We start from the raw sequence: 16,178 nt of genomic DNA, 5'->3' as shown, positions 1-16,178 counted from the left end.
CAGCCGATGCCCGGCAAACCGGTGGCGCCCCAGCCGCCCAAGGGTCGTTTTGCCCTGTCGCCGCTGAACCAGCGCCGCTGGCGGAACTTCAAGAAGAACCGCCGCGCGCTATGGTCGCTGTGGATCTTTGCGATCCTGTTTGGCCTGTCGCTCTGTGCCGAATTCATCGCCAATGACAAACCGATCCTCGTGAACTATCGCGGCGACTATTACACCCCGATCTTCAACTTCTACGCCGAGACGGATTTCGGCGGTGACTTCAAGACCGAAGCCGCCTACCGCGACCCCGAAGTGCGCTGCCTGATCGTTACCGGGGGATTGGACACCTGTTTCGACACGCCGGACGAGCTGATAAATCAGGTGAATTCTGGCATCAGCCCGGATGGCGATTTCCAGAAGGGCTGGATGATCTGGCCCATTATCCCCTATTCGTTCCAGACGCCGGTCGACCGCCCCGGTGCGGCCCCCCTGCCGCCCTCGGCGCAGAACTGGCTGGGTACGGATGACACCAAACGCGATGTGGTGGCGCGGGTGATCTATGGCTTCCGCCTGTCGATCCTGTTCACCCTGATCGTCACGGTCTGCGCCTCGGCCATCGGTATCGTGGCCGGCGCCTTGCAGGGCTTCTTTGGCGGCTGGCTCGATTTGATCTTTCAGCGGGTGATCGAAATCTGGTCCTCAACACCGTCGCTGTACATCATCATCATCCTCTTCGCGATTCTGGGGCGCAGTTTCTGGCTGCTGGTCTTCCTCACCGTACTCTTTGGCTGGACCTCCCTTGTCGGCGTAGTCCGCGCCGAATTCCTGCGCGCCCGCAACCTTGAATATGTCCGCGCCGCCCGCGCCCTGGGCGTGTCCAACACACGGATCATGTTCCGCCACATGCTTCCCAATGCGATGGTCGCGACGGTCACCATGTTGCCCTTTATCGTCACCGGCACGATCAGCACGCTCGCGGGGCTCGACTTCCTTGGCTTTGGCCTGCCCTCATCCGCGCCCTCGCTTGGCGAACTGACACTGCAGGCGAAACAGAACTTACAGGCGCCCTGGCTTGCCTTCACCGCCTTCACCGTATTCGCGGTGATGCTGTCGCTGCTTGTCTTCATCTTCGAGGGCGTGCGGGACGCGTTTGACCCCAGAAAGACCTTTTCATGAGCGCCACACTTGAGGTCAAAAACCTCACCGTTTCCTTCCGTCAGGACGGGGCCAGCACGCAAGCGGTCAAGGGCGTCAGCTTCACCGTGAACAAGGGCGAAACCGTCGCGCTGGTCGGGGAATCCGGATCGGGCAAATCCGTCACCGCCCTGTCAACAGTGTCCCTGCTGGGCGATTCTGCGCAGGTCGGTGGTTCGGTGACCTATGACGGGCAGGAAATGATTGGTGCCTCGGATGCGCTGCTGCGCCGCGTGCGCGGCAACGACATCTCCTTCATCTTTCAGGAACCGATGACCTCGCTCAACCCACTGCACACGCTGGAAAAGCAGCTGAGCGAAAGCCTTGCCCTGCATCAGGGTCTGCAGGGCAAGGCCGCGCGCGCCCGCATTCTGGAGCTGCTCAATCAGGTTGGCATCCGCGATCCCGAAAGCCGTCTGGGCGCCTATCCGCACCAATTGTCCGGCGGGCAGCGGCAGCGTGTGATGATCGCCATGGCACTGGCCAACGGGCCGGAGCTGCTGATCGCGGATGAACCGACCACGGCGCTGGATGTGACCATTCAGGCGCAGATCCTTGAACTGCTGGCGGATCTGAAACGGGCGCAGAACATGAGCCTGCTGTTCATCACCCACGACCTTGGCATCGTGCGCCGCATCGCTGACCGCGTCTGCGTGATGAAGAACGGCGAGATTGTCGAAACCGGCCCCACATCCGAGATATTCGCCAACCCGCAGCACCCCTATACCCAGATGCTGCTGAGCGCGGAATCCACCGGCACCCCCGACCCAGTGCCTCAGGGGGCCGAGGAGATTGCCCGCACCGATCACCTCAAGGTCTGGTTTCCGATCCAGCAGGGGCTGATGAAAAAGACCGTTGGCTATGTGAAGGCCGTGAACGACGCGACCCTTTCGGTGCGCGCCGGGGAAACCATCGGCATTGTTGGCGAATCCGGCTCAGGCAAGACCACGCTCGCGCTGGCCATCATGCGGCTGATCCAGTCCGAAGGCGGCATCACTTATCGCGGCGAAGATATGCGCAAATGGTCCACCAAGGAATTGCGCCGCCTGCGCTCGGAAATCCAGATCGTGTTTCAGGACCCGTTCGGATCCCTCTCGCCCCGCATGACCTGCGAACAGATCATCGCCGAAGGGCTGGGTGTGCACGGCGCCCCCGATGGCCGCCCTCATCGCGACCATGTGGCCGATGTGATGAGCGAGGTCGGCCTCGATCCCGCCACGATGCACCGCTACCCGCATGAATTTTCAGGCGGTCAGCGCCAGCGCATCGCCATCGCCCGCGCCATGGTGCTGCGCCCCCGTCTGGTGGTGCTGGACGAACCGACCTCGGCGCTCGACATGACGGTGCAGGTGCAGATCGTGGATCTGCTGCGCGATCTGCAACGGAAATACAACCTCGCCTATCTGTTCATCAGCCATGACCTCAAGGTCATCCGCGCCATGTCCCATCAGGTCATCGTCATGAAACAGGGGGATGTGGTCGAACACGGATCCGCGCAACAGATCTATGAGGCGCCCAAATCAGGCTACACCCGCGCGCTGATCGCCGCTGCGCTCAACCCGGCGGGCTGAGCGCAAACGCTTTATGGCGTCCCACCTGTGACCTGAAACACAGGCATCGTTTTTGGCGTTGTAGGCGCAGCCGACAGGCTGCGAACAAGCGATTGAAGTGTAAGGCGGGACGCTTTAATGCGCCATCAGAACGGGCACTTCGGCCTGTTCCAGCATGTTGCGTGTGGCGCCACCCAGAATCGCCTCGCGGAAACGCGAATGGCCATAGGCGCCCATCACGATCATCTCGGCCCCGACCTCGCGCCCGTGTTCGAGCAGGATGTCCGACACCCGCCGACCGCGCTTCGCCAGCACATCGATCTCGACCTTGATCGCGTGCCGCGCCAGATACCGCGCCAGCAGCCCGTCCGTGGTCATCGCTGCGGGCCCACCCGGCGGGTCGACCAGCACCACATGCACAGTCTTGGCCGCCGCCAGCACTGGCAAGGACGCCCGCACCGCGCGCAGACATTCCGCGCTGCCGTTCCAAGCCAGAACCACCCGTTCCGGCGCGACCATCGGCGTCGTATCGTCAGGCACCACCATAACCGGCGTCAGCCCCTCGAACAGGGCGCCTTCGATCACCGGCACCAGTTCGATGCCGTGATCCTTGCCATAGGGTTTCGGCAGCACCACCAGATCGGCAAACCGCGCCCGCCCGGCGACATTGCGGGCCACATCCGGCAGGGGTGCCGATCCTGTCTCAACCGCCCAGGCGATGGATGCATCATGCAGCCAGGCCCGCGCATGGGTTGCCAGTTCCTCTGCCGTCTCAGCCGCCTGCGACAGTGCCTGCTGCACCATCATCGTGTTGCTGCCGTTGCGGAAATAGCCGCCGGGGGTGCGGTCCACCCCGATGCACAGCACGTCCAGATGCGCGCCCTGCGCCTCGGCCAGCGCATACCCATGCTCCAGCGTCAGATCGCCTAGCTTTTCCTCGGTCAGAACGGTCAGTATCGTCTTGTAACTCATGGTGTCCTCCTCCGGTCCCGAGGAACAGCTTACACAGGCTGCTGTAAAAATCACCTGCAATGAAAGACGCGCGCCCAGAACCTTGGCCGCCCAATCGCCTTTGGTGACCTGCTCCAGCGGCCGCTCCCCCAGGGCCAGCGGAGCCGCCGTTCTGGGGCCAGATCGAGCCGCCATGCCAGCTCGGATTGGTAGAGGATCGGATCAATCATTGGGCATCTCCCCGTTGCGTTCCCGCAGGTCTGCAACGCTCCAGCGGTGCTGACCGCGCTGGACACCGGGCAGACCCAAACCCTTTTGAAAGGTGGCCCGCAGAAAGGTCTGTGGAAGTATTACCAACATGACGCATCTCCTTTTTTGCGCGTTCCGTAAGGAGATATTGCGCTACAGGCGAAAAAATGCGACTCAGGAAATCTGGCTATATGTAAGTCTGGATTACATGATGGATTGGACATCCCTGCCGCCGCTGTCTGCCTTGCGGGCCTTTTCGGCCTATGCGCAAACCGGATCGGTGACAAAGGCCGGCGCGCTGCTGAACGTGAGCCATGCCGCGATCAGTCAGCAGATGCGCAGCCTTGAAACACGTCTCGGAATTGCCCTGCTTGACCGGTCGGCGCGCGCAATGGCCCTGACGACCGAGGGCCAGCAACTGGCCGATGCCCTGGCCGAAGGGTTCGGACGGATCGCTCAGGTGATTGACGCACTGACCGGTGCCGATGCGGATCGCCCCTTGCAGGTGGCCACCACGCCCAGCTTTGCCGCCCACTGGCTGATGCCGCGCCTGGCCGGGTTTCGCGCCGCACATCCCGAAATTGACATCATGATCAACCCCAGCCCGAAGATGACAAACCCCGCGCCCGGCGGGGTCGATGTGGCGCTGCGCTTTGGTCTCGGCCACTGGCCCGGGCTTGTGGCAGAACTGCTCACCCGCTCTCCGGTGGTCGTGGTGGCTGCACCATCACTGATCGGCGACCTTGACCCGCAGGGCCCCGAGGATCTGCTGAACTTCCCCTGGCTGCAGGAACTTGGCACCTCGGAAAGTTCGCTCTGGCTGGCGGGGCGCGCGGTGTCGGGACTGCGCACCAAAGGCGTGATCCATGTCCCCGGCAACCTTGTCCTTGACGGCGCGCGCAGCGGTCAGGGCGTCGCGATCAGCACGCGCCTCTCTGTCGAGGCGGATCTGCGCGCAGGACGCCTGCGACTGCTGTTCGAAGAAGCGGACGAAAACGGCTATCATATCGTCACAGCGCCGGGCGTCATGCGCCCGCCGCTGCGGGATTTCGTGATCTGGTTGCGGCGCGAGGTCAGACCGGACTGATTCCCCCGGGCGACATATCCCGGGGGCTGATGTGCCGGACCTTGGGTGGGTTATTCTTTGCGCTTGCTCGTGACCTGCAGATCAGCATCAAGGTCGATGTCATACTGGCCATCGGCGCAGAACACATCATCCAGCTCATAGCCGGCATCCTCGACCTCGATATTCTCGGCATCCACTTCGCACTGCATCTCGGCGAGCATGGCTGTGATCTTGTCGTGTACCTCGGGGGACACGTCAGTGTCGGCAATGACGGCGGCAGGGGCTGCCAGCAAAAGGGCGGTCAGGGTGGTGCGGATCATAGGGCTATCCTCTTGGATTACTGGATGGAAAACGTAACGGCCTGCGCGTCACCGGTCGATCCGGGAATGCGCAGTGTGTAGCTGCCGGGTTTGATGGCGATAAAGGACAGCTTTGCGCTGCCACCAGCATCAAATTCGATGCTGTCGATGGCCATCGGGCGAATCTCGATATCGCTGATGACGATCTCGTTCATCCAGATGGCGCGAAAGAACTCTGCCCCGGACACGGCCAGCTCGGCCGTGCCGTCAGCCGTGATATTGACCTCGTAATAGGCACCAGACTGCAGCGCGATGGGGCCCTCTCCGGCATAAAGCGGCTTGCCCGACGACAGGGTCAGCTCAACCGGCTCCCCCCGGTTGCATTTGGCAAGCAATCCCGCGAACCCCATGTTGTCACACAGCGGCGCGGCGGTAGCAGGGGCAGCGATCAGGGCCGCAAGAGCAAAAGCCAGTTTGTTCATGGTGATAGTCCTTCCAAAGAATTACGAATCCGGGGCCACGACGACACCCCAGGGCTGTTGTCCGACCTGCACCGATTTGATGACCTTCAGGCTTTCGACGTCAATGATCGAAACGTCGTTGGAATTGCCATTGGTGGTGATGAGGAATTTCTCGTCCGGGGTAAAGGCCAGCTGCCAGACCCGCTGACCGACCAGCAGATACTCGATGACCTCATCCGTCTCGCCATCAATCACCGCCACGCGGTTGGCCGGCCCCAGCGCCACAAACACGCGGCTGCCATCCTTGGTGATCTTGATCCCCACAGGTTGCAGCCATTCGTTCAGAACCCCCGGCACATCAAAGGTGATCTTCTTGGAAATCGCAGGCGTTTCGGCGGCGTGATCAATGACGCTGACCGTACCGCCGATCTCGGCGCTGACATAGAGCTTCTGACCGTCGGCCGTGAATTCGGCATAACGGGGGCGCTGATCGACCAGCACATTGTGCACGATCTCGAATGTCTCGGTGTCGATGAAATGCGCCATGTTGGTGGTTTCAGAAGTATTGATCACCACACTGGCATCCGGGCTGATCGCCATGCCTTCGGGTTCGACCCCCACGGGAATCTCGGCCAGCACCTGATGGGTCTTGGTGTCGACCACGGTGACAAGGTTGTCATCCTCGTTCGCCACATAGAGCGGATTGCCAGAGGGATGGATCACGAACAGCTCCGGATCAGGTCCCGATGGCAGCACATGCAGCTCCTTGAAGGTCACGGGGTCGAACACCCGCACCAGATCGTCATCGGAAGCGCAGACATACAACTCACTGCCATCCGGGGCGATGGTGATGCCGCGCGGACGGTTACCTGCATCGAATTCGGCGATCACCTCCCAGGTTTCGCTGTCCAGCACGCTGACGGTGTTGCCCTTTTCATTCGTGACAAAGACATTGTTGGCATAGGCGGGCGCACTCAGCGCCACAGTCGAAAGAAGCAGGGCACGCAGCATCAATTTTCTCCTTCAAAAGCGGTGCACTCGGTTTCGGGGCGGTCCAGCCCCAGCGTGTCGAGCGGCGAGACCTCGTGCAAAAACCCCTCCTGCGGGCTGACGCTGATCGTCATGCGCCCGTTGGACAGCAGGATCGGCTGGCGCAGCTGGCCGTTCCAGGGCCGAAAGGTCACTGGCACACCCTTGAAAGCCGCAAGGTTGAAATCCGGCGACAGGATATAGGCGCGCAGGGCGGCCGGATCGGCGCTGCTGGTACGTGTCACCGCCTCGCCGATCACCCGCAGGGCCAGCCATGTCTGATAATCAATGTCCGTCATGCTGCGCCCGGCCAGATCCTCGAAACGGCGCTGGATCTGCGTCGCACCCCAGCTTTCGTGCGTCGGCGACCATGTCAGCGGACGCAAGCCCGCTGAACCGGCCACCGGCGCGGCATCCCACAGCTGATAGGGCAGATATTCGGCGAACACATCCGACGCATCGGCCGCCACCACCACATCATGCGGGGCCGCATCCTGCGTGAACACCGGGATCTGCCGCTGTACCAGAACATGCCCGGAATCCGACACACGGCTGCCGCCGGTATCCATGAAAATCCGCTCTTCCGTGATGCGCGCGCCAAACTTGCGGGCAGATGCCTGATAGGACGCGGCAAGCGCCTGATCCGCAGGGTTCGATCCTTCGATCAGGAACCAGTTGTTCCAGCGCTTCCAGACCAGAAACTGTGCCACGGCATCGGTGCGCATCGCATCGCTTGGCGCCACATGCAGCACATTGGCACGGCAGCGCGCGGACCGCAGCGTGGTATCCCCGCTCGCAGCATTGAACAGCAGCGCATCCGCTGGCGCCGCATCGGCCATGGCCAGCAGGTCCGCAGACTCCGCGATCACCACAACCAGCCGCTCTCCCTCGTCCATCAGCGTGCGAAACGCCTCCAGCGCCTTGTCCGCGGTCGCCGTCACCTCTTTGGTGTCATAGGTCTGGCCCATGAACTGGCCGGTGGTTCGGTTGTCATCGGTGGCAAGACGCGCACCGGCAAAGCCACGGTTCTCCCCCGGAAGATCCAGACGGGACAGAGGGAGGAGCGAGGGATAATCAACCCGAAGCACGGCTGCTTTGATATCCTGCGCTGTGGCGGGAGGGGACGCCACAATCGTGCAAAGTGCTGCAAGTGCCAGCACAAGGCCCGTGCGCAAACAAGGGGGACGCAGACCGGTTTTCGAATTTCCTGACATGACTTCCTCAACTCCTCCTGCCTTATCGCTAGCATGGCTCGCAACAGGGCGCGTCCCAAAAGAACCCGGGAACTTTCGGCAAGAGATCAGGGATTATGTCCCGACCCGCGGTTTGCAATCGACGCATCGCAACAGGGCCGCTAGTTTATATAATCGGCAAAACAGAGAGGCTCCGTGTTTTCAGCCATGTATCTCAGACGGCAGGTGGTGCTGGGCATCATCGCGGTGCAGCTGGTCACGCTGGCCATCGGCGCGGCGGTGCTGGTCTACAATGCCCGCGGCGCCGTGCGGCTTGAAATCGCCTCGGGGGCGCAAAGCGCGCGCGCCCTGGTGATCGCAACGCTGGGCTCTGCCCTGCAGGACACCGCGCCGGACAAGGTACTCACACATCTTGCCGACATGCTTGTCGCCCCACGGCATGTAGAGCTGACGCTGATTGATGCGCGCCTGGGCGTGCTGCCACTGACCAGACCCTCCGGGGCCGAACTGCCCGATCCGCCCCCCGACTGGTTCCGCCAGCTGGTCACCCCCACCTTGCGCGAAATCCGCATCCCCGTGCAGGTCAACGGCACGCTCTACGGCTATGTGCTGATGAACACCTCGCCCGAAGACGAGATTGCCGAGGTCTGGCAGGATGTGTCCAGCCTGTTCTGGCTTGTTGCCCTGACCGGGATGCTGTCCGCCCTGATGCTGGGGATTCTGGTGCAGATCGCTCTGCGCCCGCTGGACGATCTGCGCCGCGCGCTGCGGCAGTTGCGCGATGGTGACCTGACACCCCGTCTGGGCCACCGGGGCAGCGCCGACCTTGTCCCGATCCTCGCAGGCTTTGACGCCCTCTCCGAAAGCCTGCAACGGGCCGAGGTCGAGCGCGCCCAACTCAACCGCCGCATTGTTGAACTGGGCGATGCGGAACGCCGCGCCATCGCGATGGAACTGCACGACGAATTCGGCCCCTGCCTGTTCGGACTGCGGGTCAAGGCCTCTGCCATCGGCAGAAAGGCCCGCGCCGGGGGCGACACTCCATTGGCCGAAGAGGCAGACATCATCCTCTCGATCGTTGCGCAGATTCAAGCGTCCAACACCCGTCTGCTGACCACCCTGCGCCCCATGGCCATCGGCCAGCTGCCACTGCTGGACGCCCTGCACGATCTGTTTCAGGCATTCCGCAAGACACATCCGGCGCTGGACTGGTGCATCGACATGCCCGGCGGCCTGCCCCCCACGCCCGAAGTGCTGGATCTGACCGTCTATCGCTTCTTTCAGGAAGGCACGACCAACGCCCTGCGCCACGGCAATGCGCAGCGCATTGCGATCCGGCTGGAGCTGGACAACCGTGACCTCGAACCGATGCTGCGCCTTGAACTTGAGGATGACGGCGTCGGTATGCCCAACTGCCGGATCGAAGGGCGCGGGCTGACCTCCATGCGCGACCGCATCGGTGCGGTGGGTGGGCAGCTTGCCATCACCGGCACCCGTGACGGCGGCACGCGCCTCTCTGCCCGCCTGCCGCTGTCCCAGACAGATGTGACGCCCCTGACGCTGGAGCTTGCCTCATGAAAACCGCACTGGTCATTGACGACCACCCCATCGCACATCTGGGCTGCCGTCAGCTGCTGGGCGAGCTGGGGTATGATCCGATTCACGCGGCGCTGAACGACACGGACGCGCTGCGCCTTGCCGACACCCAGACGCCCGATCTGATCCTGCTGGACCTTGGCATGCCGGGCTTGGGTGGTCTGAACCTGATCGCGCCCCTGCTGCGCCGTGTGCCCGGCGCGCGCATCCTCATCTTCTCGATGAACGAACAGACAGTCTTTGTCTCAAAAGCGCTGGAGGCCGGGGCCTCCGGCTATCTGTCAAAGAATTCCGGCCCCGAAGAGTTCTTTGATGCTGTCGCAGCACTAGAGGCCGGGCGCCTGTACTTGTCGCACGACATGGCCCTGTCGGTGGCAGGCTCACGCATCGGCGGGCGGGCTGATCCGCTGTCTTCGCTCACCAGCCGCGAACATCAAGTGCTGCGGCTGATCGGCCAGGGCAAGGATCTGCAATCCACCGCCGACGCCCTGCGGATCAGCTACAAGACAGCCGCCAACACCTCGTCCAGCATCCGCAAGAAACTGGGCGTCACCGGCACGACCGACCTGATCCGCTACGCGATCGAGGCCGGTCTGACGTCCTGAACCCACTCAGGCGTGGCTCAGCGCCTCTGCCACCCGCAGGCGCAGCTCGGGCGGCAGGGATTCCAGCGCATCGGATATGGTCGCCAGATCCTGCCGCACGGCATGCAGCTGGTCGATCAGGGAAATCACGACGCCCAGCGCCGCTTCATCCATATCCAGATCCTGCGACAGATCACACAGCAGCTCCAGCCGTGCGATGTCCACACGCCGGTAAAACACCCCATCCTCGGCACGCTCAGGGCGCACAAATTCCACCTCGACAAACCGCACAAGCTGGCGGCGCGTCAGCCGGGTGATCGTGGTGACAACCTCTTCTTCGCTAAAACGGTCCTTCATGTCCCCGCCCCCTTCATCAGATCGGCACGTGGATCAAATTCATGCGTCTTGCGCCATTCCATCAGGAAATCGCTCAGGGCCGCGTCCACCTCCGGCGGCGATACGATCTTCAGCTCGACCATCTGATCGCCCTTGGTCTTGCTGCCCGCCCGCGTCACGCCGCGCCCCCGCAGGCGCAGGGTCCGCCCGGAACTGGCACCCTTGGGAATGGTCAGCCCGACAGGCCCATCGATGGTCGGCGCGCTGACCTTGCCGCCCAGAACCGCCTCGTCGATGGTGATCGGCAGCGTCAGCAGGATATCATCCCCCTCGCGCCGGAAGACCGAATGTTCCCCCACCTTGACGGTGATCAACGCATCGCCCGCAGCCCCGCCACCATAGCCCGCCTCTCCCTTGCCGCGCAGGCGCAGGGTCTGACCATCCTCGGTGCCCTGCGGGATCTTCACGGCAAGGCTCTGACCATCCGGCAAAGTGATTCGCTGCTCAGCACCACGCACCGCATCCAGAAACGGCACCTCAAGATTGTAGCGCGCATCCTGCCCGGGCGCGGAAAAGCCGCCGCCGAAGCCGCCGCTGCCCCCTGCGCCGCGCGCCCGCTGACGCAGGATTTCCTCAAAGAAATCCTTCGGATTGCCCTGCGCCCCCGCGGCGCGCCGCTGCTGATAGACATTGTCCGATGAATCCGCAAAGTCGCGATAATATTCGCGTTTCGGGCGTTCCGCGCCAGTGGCATCGATCTCTCCAGCGTCAAAGCGCGCGCGGGTCTCTGGATCTTTCAGAACGTCATGGGCGGCGGCAATCGCCTTGAACCGTGCTTCGGCACCGGGATCGTCGGGATGCAGGTCGGGATGGCTGGTACGGACAAGCTTGCGATAGGCCTTCTTGATCTCGTCCGCCGTGGCCGTCTTGGTCAGGCCAAGGGCCTTGTAGGGATCGTCTGGCATCGTGGTCCTTTCGGGCATCGCCCGCTGTGCGCCTTGGGAGCCCGCCGTCCGGCGGAACACCCCACTCCCCTCATACCACATCGCAGCGCAGCGCGCCCTGATCCATATCAAGGGCCGATGGATTGGACGCGAGCGCCGATGGCTTTGTCAACGGGCGCACAAAGCCCACGGACGCTCTTTTGCCGCGTCAGACGGCGCGCGATCTGTTGCGACGCAGAAACCCCAGCACCCCAAAGGCAGCCATCAGCAACCCAAGCCCTGCAGGCAAAGGAACCGGCGCAGGCAGCGTATCGGCAGGCGGTTTTGGCAGATAATCGGAAACGCAGGACCGCTTCAGGTTGTCGATCGCCCACTGAAAATATGCCGAACCGGTTTTCTTCAGCTGGAAAATGTCGAACTTGCCCGAACCGGTCCATGCGTGCGCGGGAATGGTGAATAAGGTCTTTTTGAATTCCGTCATATCGCTAATATGGTGCGAATTGATCGAACTGTATTCCAAAAATCTGGCGTCACCATCAAATGAATAGTGCATTCTGAAATGGTCCATGAATTCGGTAGAACCGGATTTTCCGCTGCCACCTTTTTCAAAATTGCCGTTAAATTCGATACGCCCTCCGGCGCGCAGATCCTCACCAGCGGCCTTGATCTGGCGCATCTCACGGGATTTGACTTGCCCGCTCAGTGTGGCCTTGCCCGCAAGTGCCTTGCCCAAATGCGCACTGTCCCCGTTGGCAACGTCACCCTTATTGGAAGTGGTATAAAGTGGGCCATCCTTGCCATCAAATGACGGAAGGGAATGCAACGTCTTCCCTTCTTCAGCGGGGCTGATGTAACCGCCCATCAGATCTAGCATGGACGGCAGGTTGTCATCAAATGCCACAGGGGTCGCCGCAGCGGCAGTGGAAATACTGCCAATCACGACAGCATAAAAAACAGACTTCATCTCATTACCTTTACCTAAATCACAACCAACCAAAGAGACGCCGATAAAAACGCAATCACATAACTATACATTTTGCGGAAAAACATTCTGTCTCCCGCTCAATTAATTTTCCGGATTTATCAATTAAACTACGTCCAATCTTGACGCTTCACACGAAATACACACTTCCGTCTTTTTGCCCTTCATTAGTATTTAATTAATTACTCTCGATAATAAAAGCGCAACCTGCCGCGATAGTTAACAACTGACCCGCAGGTTGCCTGCCCTCCCTCTTTGAACCGACGCCCCGCCAGAAACTGTCGGGCTGATCCAGATCAATGCCCTGTGCGCCGCGCGGCCCTATGCGTCAGATGACACCACATCCAGAACTCTTGCGCTCAAAGGGCCAGACCGCATGCAGGATAGCGCCGATCACACACCAGACATCCGCACACAGGCCCAAACACAGGGCACTGTGCACGCTGTCAGAGGCGCCGTTGTGGACGTCCTCTTTGACGGTCCCGACCTGCCGCAGATCAATTCGGCGCTTGTGGTGAACTGGGACCAGCCGACTTCCCTGATTCTCGAGGTGCACAGCCATCTCGACCTGACCACTGTGCGCGCCGTGGCGTTTCAGTCGACCGCGGGCCTCTCGCGCGGTGTCACGGTGCAGGCGACCGGCGCGCCAGTAAAGGTGCCCGTGGGTGACGCCGTGCTGGGTCGGTTGCTCGACGTGGTCGGGGATACACAGGACAACGGCCCCGCCTTGCCCGCCGACACACCCCGCCGCTCGATCCATGCCACACCTCCGACCCTTGCCAACCAGACCCGCACCACGGACGTGTTTGAAACCGGGATCAAGGTGATCGACCTGCTCACTCCGCTGGCCCAGGGCGGCAAGGCCGCGATGTTCGGCGGCGCCGGTGTGGGCAAGACGGTGCTGGTGATGGAACTGATCCGCGCCATGGTCGAAAAATACGAAGGCATCTCGGTCTTTGCCGGTGTCGGCGAACGTTCGCGCGAAGGGCACGAGTTGCTGAGCGAAATGCAGGACTCCGGCGTGCTGGAACGCACCGTGCTGGTCTATGGCCAGATGAACGAACCGCCCGGTGCCCGCTGGCGCGCCCCGCTGACCGCGCTCACCATCTCGGAATATTTCCGCGATCAGAAACACAAGAACGTGCTGCTGCTGATGGACAACGTCTTTCGCTTTGTTCAGGCAGGCGCCGAGGTGTCGAGCCTCTTGGGCCGCCTGCCGTCGCACGTGGGTTATCAGCCGACATTGGCGACCGAGGTCGCAGGCCTGCAGGAACGCATCGCCTCGGTCGCAGGCTCCGCCGTCACGGCCATTCAGGCAGTCTATGTTCCGGCGGACGATTTCACCGACCCTGCCGTCACAACAATCTCCAGCCACATGGACTGCGTCATTGTCCTCTCCCGCGCGCAGGCCGCCGAAGGGTTCTATCCCGCCATTGACCCGCTCGGCTCGTCCTCCATGCTGCTTGATCCGCTGGTCGTGGGGCAAGAGCATTACAAGACGGCCGAGGCGGTGCGCCAGGCCCTCGCCCGGTTCCGCGAACTCACCGACATCATCTCGCTTCTGGGGGTCGAGGAGCTGGGCGCCGATGACCGCCTGACGGTGAAACGCGCGCGCCGGTTGCAGCGGTTCCTGACCCAGCCCTTTATGGTGACAGAGGCGTTCACCGGCATGCCCGGCGCCAGCGTCGCGCTGGCCGACACGCTGGCCGGATGCCGCGCGATACTGGACGGCGCAGCCGACGACTGGTCGGAAAGCTCGCTCTACATGGTCGGCACGCTGGACGATGCCCGCCAGAAAGAGACCGCCGCCAAAGCTGCCGAGACGCAAAAACCATCCGAGGCCGCCGCATGAGACTGCGCATCGCCACCCCCCTCTCCGTCGTGATCGACACGGACATCACCAGCCTGCGCGCCGAAGATGCCAGCGGCAGTTTCGGCATCCTGCCCGGCCACGCCCCGTTTCTGACGGCGCTTGTCATCTCGATCGTCAGCTGGCGGCAGGGGGATCAGGACCGCTTCTGCGCCCTGCGCGGCGGCGTGCTGAGCGTATCGGACGGCACCGTCGCCATCGCCACGCGCGAGGCGGTGACCGGCGATGATCTTGCCACGCTGGACCGCGAGGTTCTCGCCCGGTTCCAGTCGGACGCCGATGCCGAACGGGTCGATCACACCGAAACCGTTCAGCTGCAGCTGAACGCCATCCGGCACATGGTCAGCCGCCTGCATTCCGGTGCCGATGCGGGGGCCTTCCGATGAGCGATGCGCCCGAAGACGACCCGCTGATCGTTGAAACCCGCCTGCGCCGCGACCGGCGCGACCGCTGGCTGCGCGAGGGCGACATGTCCATCGGCCGCCGTCTGGCGCAGATCGGCGTGCTTGGCTGGATCTTCGTCGCGCCCACCCTTATCGGCCTGTTCAGTGGCCGCTGGCTCGACGCTCATTTCGCAACCGGCCTGTTCTGGACAGCGCCCTGCATGCTGCTGGGCCTGTGCCTCGGGGGCTGGACCGCCTGGAACTGGATGAACGCAAGATGATGGACCTCTCCACCCTGCCGCCGCAGCTCACCCTTCCGGCCTGTTTCATTGGCGGCATTCTGCTTGGCTATGGCTATTTCCGCGCCCTGCGCCTGACGGCCAACCTGATCGTAAGCCAGGGACACCCGTTGCTGGGTCTGGCTCTGACAATCGGGCGGCTGGCGTTTCTCTGCGCCGGGTTCTACGTCGCCGTGCAGGCGGGCGGCTTTGCGCTGCTCACAGCCCTTGGTGGCGTGATCTGCGCCAAGGCGCTGATGCTGCGCCAATACCGGGGGGATGCGGCATGAACTCTCCCCTCAGCTCCATAATCCTGTTCCAGATCGGACCCGTCCCGATCACGCAGGCGGTGCTGATCACCTGGGGCATCATGGCGGTGCTGGTCATCGGCTCCGCCCTGCTGACCCGGCATCTGGCGCTGGTGCCGGACAAACGTCAGGCGATGATCGAACTGATTGTCACCACAATGGACACGCAGATCCGCGAGACCACCGGGACCGAACCCGCGCCCTACCGCAGCTTCATCGGCACGCTGTTCCTGTTTATTCTCGTCGCGAACTGGTCCTCGCTTATCCCCGGACTTGAACCGCCCACCTCAAAGCTCGAAACCGATGCGGCGCTGGCCGTTCTGGTGTTCGTCTCGGTGGTCTGGTTCGGCGTGCGTGGCGCGGGCGTGGGCGGCTACCTCAGATCCTTTGCCGCACCCAATGTGGCGATGATCCCGCTCAACATGCTCGAAAGCATCACCCGGGTGTTTTCCATGTTCGTCCGCCTCTTCGGCAATGTGATGAGCGGCGTCTTCGTCATCGGCATCGTCGCCTCGCTTGCCGGGCTGCTGGTACCGATCCCGCTCATGGCGCTCGATCTGCTGACCGGGCTGGTGCAGGCCTATATCTTTGCGGTTCTGGCGATGGTCTTCATCTCGGCCACGGTCGAGGACGGCCAGCCAGACCCCGCCCCCTCCCTCCAGAAAAAGGTTCCCTGATGGATTATCTCTCTCTTGCCAGCATCGTCTGTGCCGCCTTTGCTGTCGCCTTCGGCGCCATCGGTCCCGCCCTGGCCGAAGGCCGCGCCGTCGCTGCCGCCATGGATGCCATCGCCCGCCAGCCAGAGGCGGCAAACACCATCTCGCGCACGCTGTTCGTCGGCCTTGCGATGATAGAAACGACGGCGATCTACTGCCTCGTGATCGCGCTGCTGCTGCTCTTCGCCAATCCGTTGCTGGGCTGATCAC

Annotated in this window: 20 protein-coding genes; 11 read left to right on the top strand and 9 right to left on the bottom strand. The window is 62.5% G+C overall.

Annotation, left to right across the window (positions count from 1 at the left end; translation table 11 throughout):
- The first annotated feature begins 6 nt into the window (after window positions 1–6).
- Both P775_RS10260 and P775_RS10255 read left to right on the top strand, forming a co-directional pair.
- Window positions 7–1,155, top strand: a complete 1,149-nt coding sequence (locus P775_RS10260) for an ABC transporter permease (RefSeq protein WP_245875632.1) — start codon at window positions 7–9, stop codon at window positions 1,153–1,155.
- Entirely contained in the window at window positions 1,152–2,744 is a 1,593-nt protein-coding gene (locus P775_RS10255; RefSeq protein ID WP_099910916.1) for an ABC transporter ATP-binding protein, read from the top strand. The genes P775_RS10260 and P775_RS10255 overlap by 4 nt, the downstream gene beginning before the upstream one ends.
- 114 nt (window positions 2,745–2,858) lie before the next feature.
- Here the strand turns inward: P775_RS10255 and P775_RS10250 are convergent, their stop codons facing one another.
- Together P775_RS10250 and P775_RS28025 are read right to left on the bottom strand one after the other, a co-directional pair.
- Window positions 2,859–3,695, bottom strand: a complete 837-nt coding sequence (locus P775_RS10250; protein WP_099911006.1) for a universal stress protein — start codon at window positions 3,693–3,695, stop codon at window positions 2,859–2,861.
- Window positions 3,696–3,896: 201 nt separating this feature from the next.
- Window positions 3,897–4,034, bottom strand: coding sequence for a hypothetical protein (locus P775_RS28025; protein WP_180287400.1), 138 nt, complete (start codon window positions 4,032–4,034; stop codon window positions 3,897–3,899).
- Between the two features lie 100 nt (window positions 4,035–4,134).
- On the opposite strand from P775_RS28025, the gene P775_RS10245 reads away from it, so the two are divergent.
- On the top strand, window positions 4,135–5,010 hold the full coding sequence (locus P775_RS10245) for a LysR family transcriptional regulator (RefSeq protein ID WP_099911005.1): 876 nt from the start codon (window positions 4,135–4,137) through the stop codon (window positions 5,008–5,010).
- 50 nt (window positions 5,011–5,060) lie between these two features.
- Here P775_RS10245 and P775_RS10240 read toward each other — a convergent pair whose 3' ends face one another.
- The 4 genes from P775_RS10240 to P775_RS10225 are packed head-to-tail and all read right to left on the bottom strand — an operon-like array spanning window position 5,061 to window position 7,992.
- A complete protein-coding gene (locus P775_RS10240) occupies window positions 5,061–5,309 on the bottom strand; it encodes a PepSY domain-containing protein (protein WP_099910915.1) in 249 nt (82 codons plus the stop codon).
- A gap of 17 nt (window positions 5,310–5,326) precedes the next feature.
- Window positions 5,327–5,770: a cupredoxin domain-containing protein gene (locus P775_RS10235; RefSeq protein WP_099910914.1), complete on the bottom strand. Its 444-nt coding sequence runs from the start codon at window positions 5,768–5,770 to the stop codon at window positions 5,327–5,329.
- Between the two features lie 21 nt (window positions 5,771–5,791).
- Complete coding sequence (locus tag P775_RS10230) at window positions 5,792–6,760, bottom strand: YVTN family beta-propeller repeat protein (RefSeq protein WP_099910913.1); 969 nt, start codon at window positions 6,758–6,760, stop codon at window positions 5,792–5,794.
- The gene (locus P775_RS10225) at window positions 6,760–7,992 is read right to left on the bottom strand and encodes an ABC transporter substrate-binding protein (RefSeq protein ID WP_099910912.1); all 1,233 of its coding nucleotides are present in this window, start codon (window positions 7,990–7,992) and stop codon (window positions 6,760–6,762) included. The genes P775_RS10230 and P775_RS10225 overlap by 1 nt, the downstream gene beginning before the upstream one ends.
- Window positions 7,993–8,166: 174 nt before the next feature.
- Here P775_RS10225 and P775_RS10220 point away from each other — a divergent pair, with 174 nt between their 5' ends.
- The gene (locus P775_RS10220) at window positions 8,167–9,549 is read left to right on the top strand and encodes a histidine kinase (RefSeq protein WP_143520863.1); all 1,383 of its coding nucleotides are present in this window, start codon (window positions 8,167–8,169) and stop codon (window positions 9,547–9,549) included.
- Entirely contained in the window at window positions 9,546–10,172 is a 627-nt protein-coding gene (locus P775_RS10215) for a response regulator (RefSeq protein ID WP_099910910.1), read from the top strand. The genes P775_RS10220 and P775_RS10215 overlap by 4 nt, the downstream gene beginning before the upstream one ends.
- A gap of 6 nt (window positions 10,173–10,178) precedes the next feature.
- Here P775_RS10215 and P775_RS10210 read toward each other — a convergent pair whose 3' ends face one another.
- From P775_RS10210 to P775_RS10200, 3 genes are all read right to left on the bottom strand, one after another.
- A complete protein-coding gene (locus tag P775_RS10210; protein WP_099910909.1) occupies window positions 10,179–10,508 on the bottom strand; it encodes a chaperone modulator CbpM in 330 nt (109 codons plus the stop codon).
- Entirely contained in the window at window positions 10,505–11,452 is a 948-nt protein-coding gene (locus P775_RS10205) for a DnaJ C-terminal domain-containing protein (protein ID WP_099910908.1), read from the bottom strand. The genes P775_RS10210 and P775_RS10205 overlap by 4 nt, the downstream gene beginning before the upstream one ends.
- A 187-nt stretch (window positions 11,453–11,639) precedes the next feature.
- On the bottom strand, window positions 11,640–12,395 hold the full coding sequence (locus P775_RS10200) for a VPLPA-CTERM sorting domain-containing protein (RefSeq protein WP_099910907.1): 756 nt from the start codon (window positions 12,393–12,395) through the stop codon (window positions 11,640–11,642).
- A gap of 394 nt (window positions 12,396–12,789) precedes the next feature.
- On the opposite strand from P775_RS10200, the gene atpD reads away from it, so the two are divergent.
- From atpD to P775_RS10170, 6 genes are read left to right on the top strand one after another with little or no spacing between them, the layout of a single operon-like run.
- Window positions 12,790–14,265 carry a F0F1 ATP synthase subunit beta gene (atpD, locus tag P775_RS10195; protein WP_099910906.1) on the top strand — a complete coding sequence of 492 codons (1,476 nt, stop codon included), beginning with the start codon at window positions 12,790–12,792 and terminating at the stop codon, window positions 14,263–14,265.
- Entirely contained in the window at window positions 14,262–14,669 is a 408-nt protein-coding gene (locus P775_RS10190; protein ID WP_099910905.1) for a F0F1 ATP synthase subunit epsilon, read from the top strand. The genes atpD and P775_RS10190 overlap by 4 nt, the downstream gene beginning before the upstream one ends.
- Window positions 14,666–14,947, top strand: coding sequence for an AtpZ/AtpI family protein (locus P775_RS10185; protein ID WP_099910904.1), 282 nt, complete (start codon window positions 14,666–14,668; stop codon window positions 14,945–14,947). The genes P775_RS10190 and P775_RS10185 overlap by 4 nt, the downstream gene beginning before the upstream one ends.
- Window positions 14,944–15,234 carry an ATP synthase subunit I gene (locus P775_RS10180; RefSeq protein WP_099910903.1) on the top strand — a complete coding sequence of 97 codons (291 nt, stop codon included), beginning with the start codon at window positions 14,944–14,946 and terminating at the stop codon, window positions 15,232–15,234. The genes P775_RS10185 and P775_RS10180 overlap by 4 nt, the downstream gene beginning before the upstream one ends.
- Window positions 15,231–15,929 carry a F0F1 ATP synthase subunit A gene (locus tag P775_RS10175; RefSeq protein WP_099910902.1) on the top strand — a complete coding sequence of 233 codons (699 nt, stop codon included), beginning with the start codon at window positions 15,231–15,233 and terminating at the stop codon, window positions 15,927–15,929. Before P775_RS10180 ends, P775_RS10175 begins: the two co-directional genes overlap by 4 nt.
- The gene (locus P775_RS10170; RefSeq protein ID WP_099910901.1) at window positions 15,929–16,174 is read left to right on the top strand and encodes a F0F1 ATP synthase subunit C; all 246 of its coding nucleotides are present in this window, start codon (window positions 15,929–15,931) and stop codon (window positions 16,172–16,174) included. The genes P775_RS10175 and P775_RS10170 overlap by 1 nt, the downstream gene beginning before the upstream one ends.
- Window positions 16,175–16,178 lie beyond the last annotated feature (4 nt).

Origin of the sequence: Puniceibacterium antarcticum (assembly GCF_002760615.1) — a bacterium.
GTDB lineage: Bacteria > Pseudomonadota > Alphaproteobacteria > Rhodobacterales > Rhodobacteraceae > Puniceibacterium > Puniceibacterium antarcticum.
Note: the sequence above shows the minus strand (reverse complement) of the source record. Positions and strands in the feature narration are given on the sequence as shown.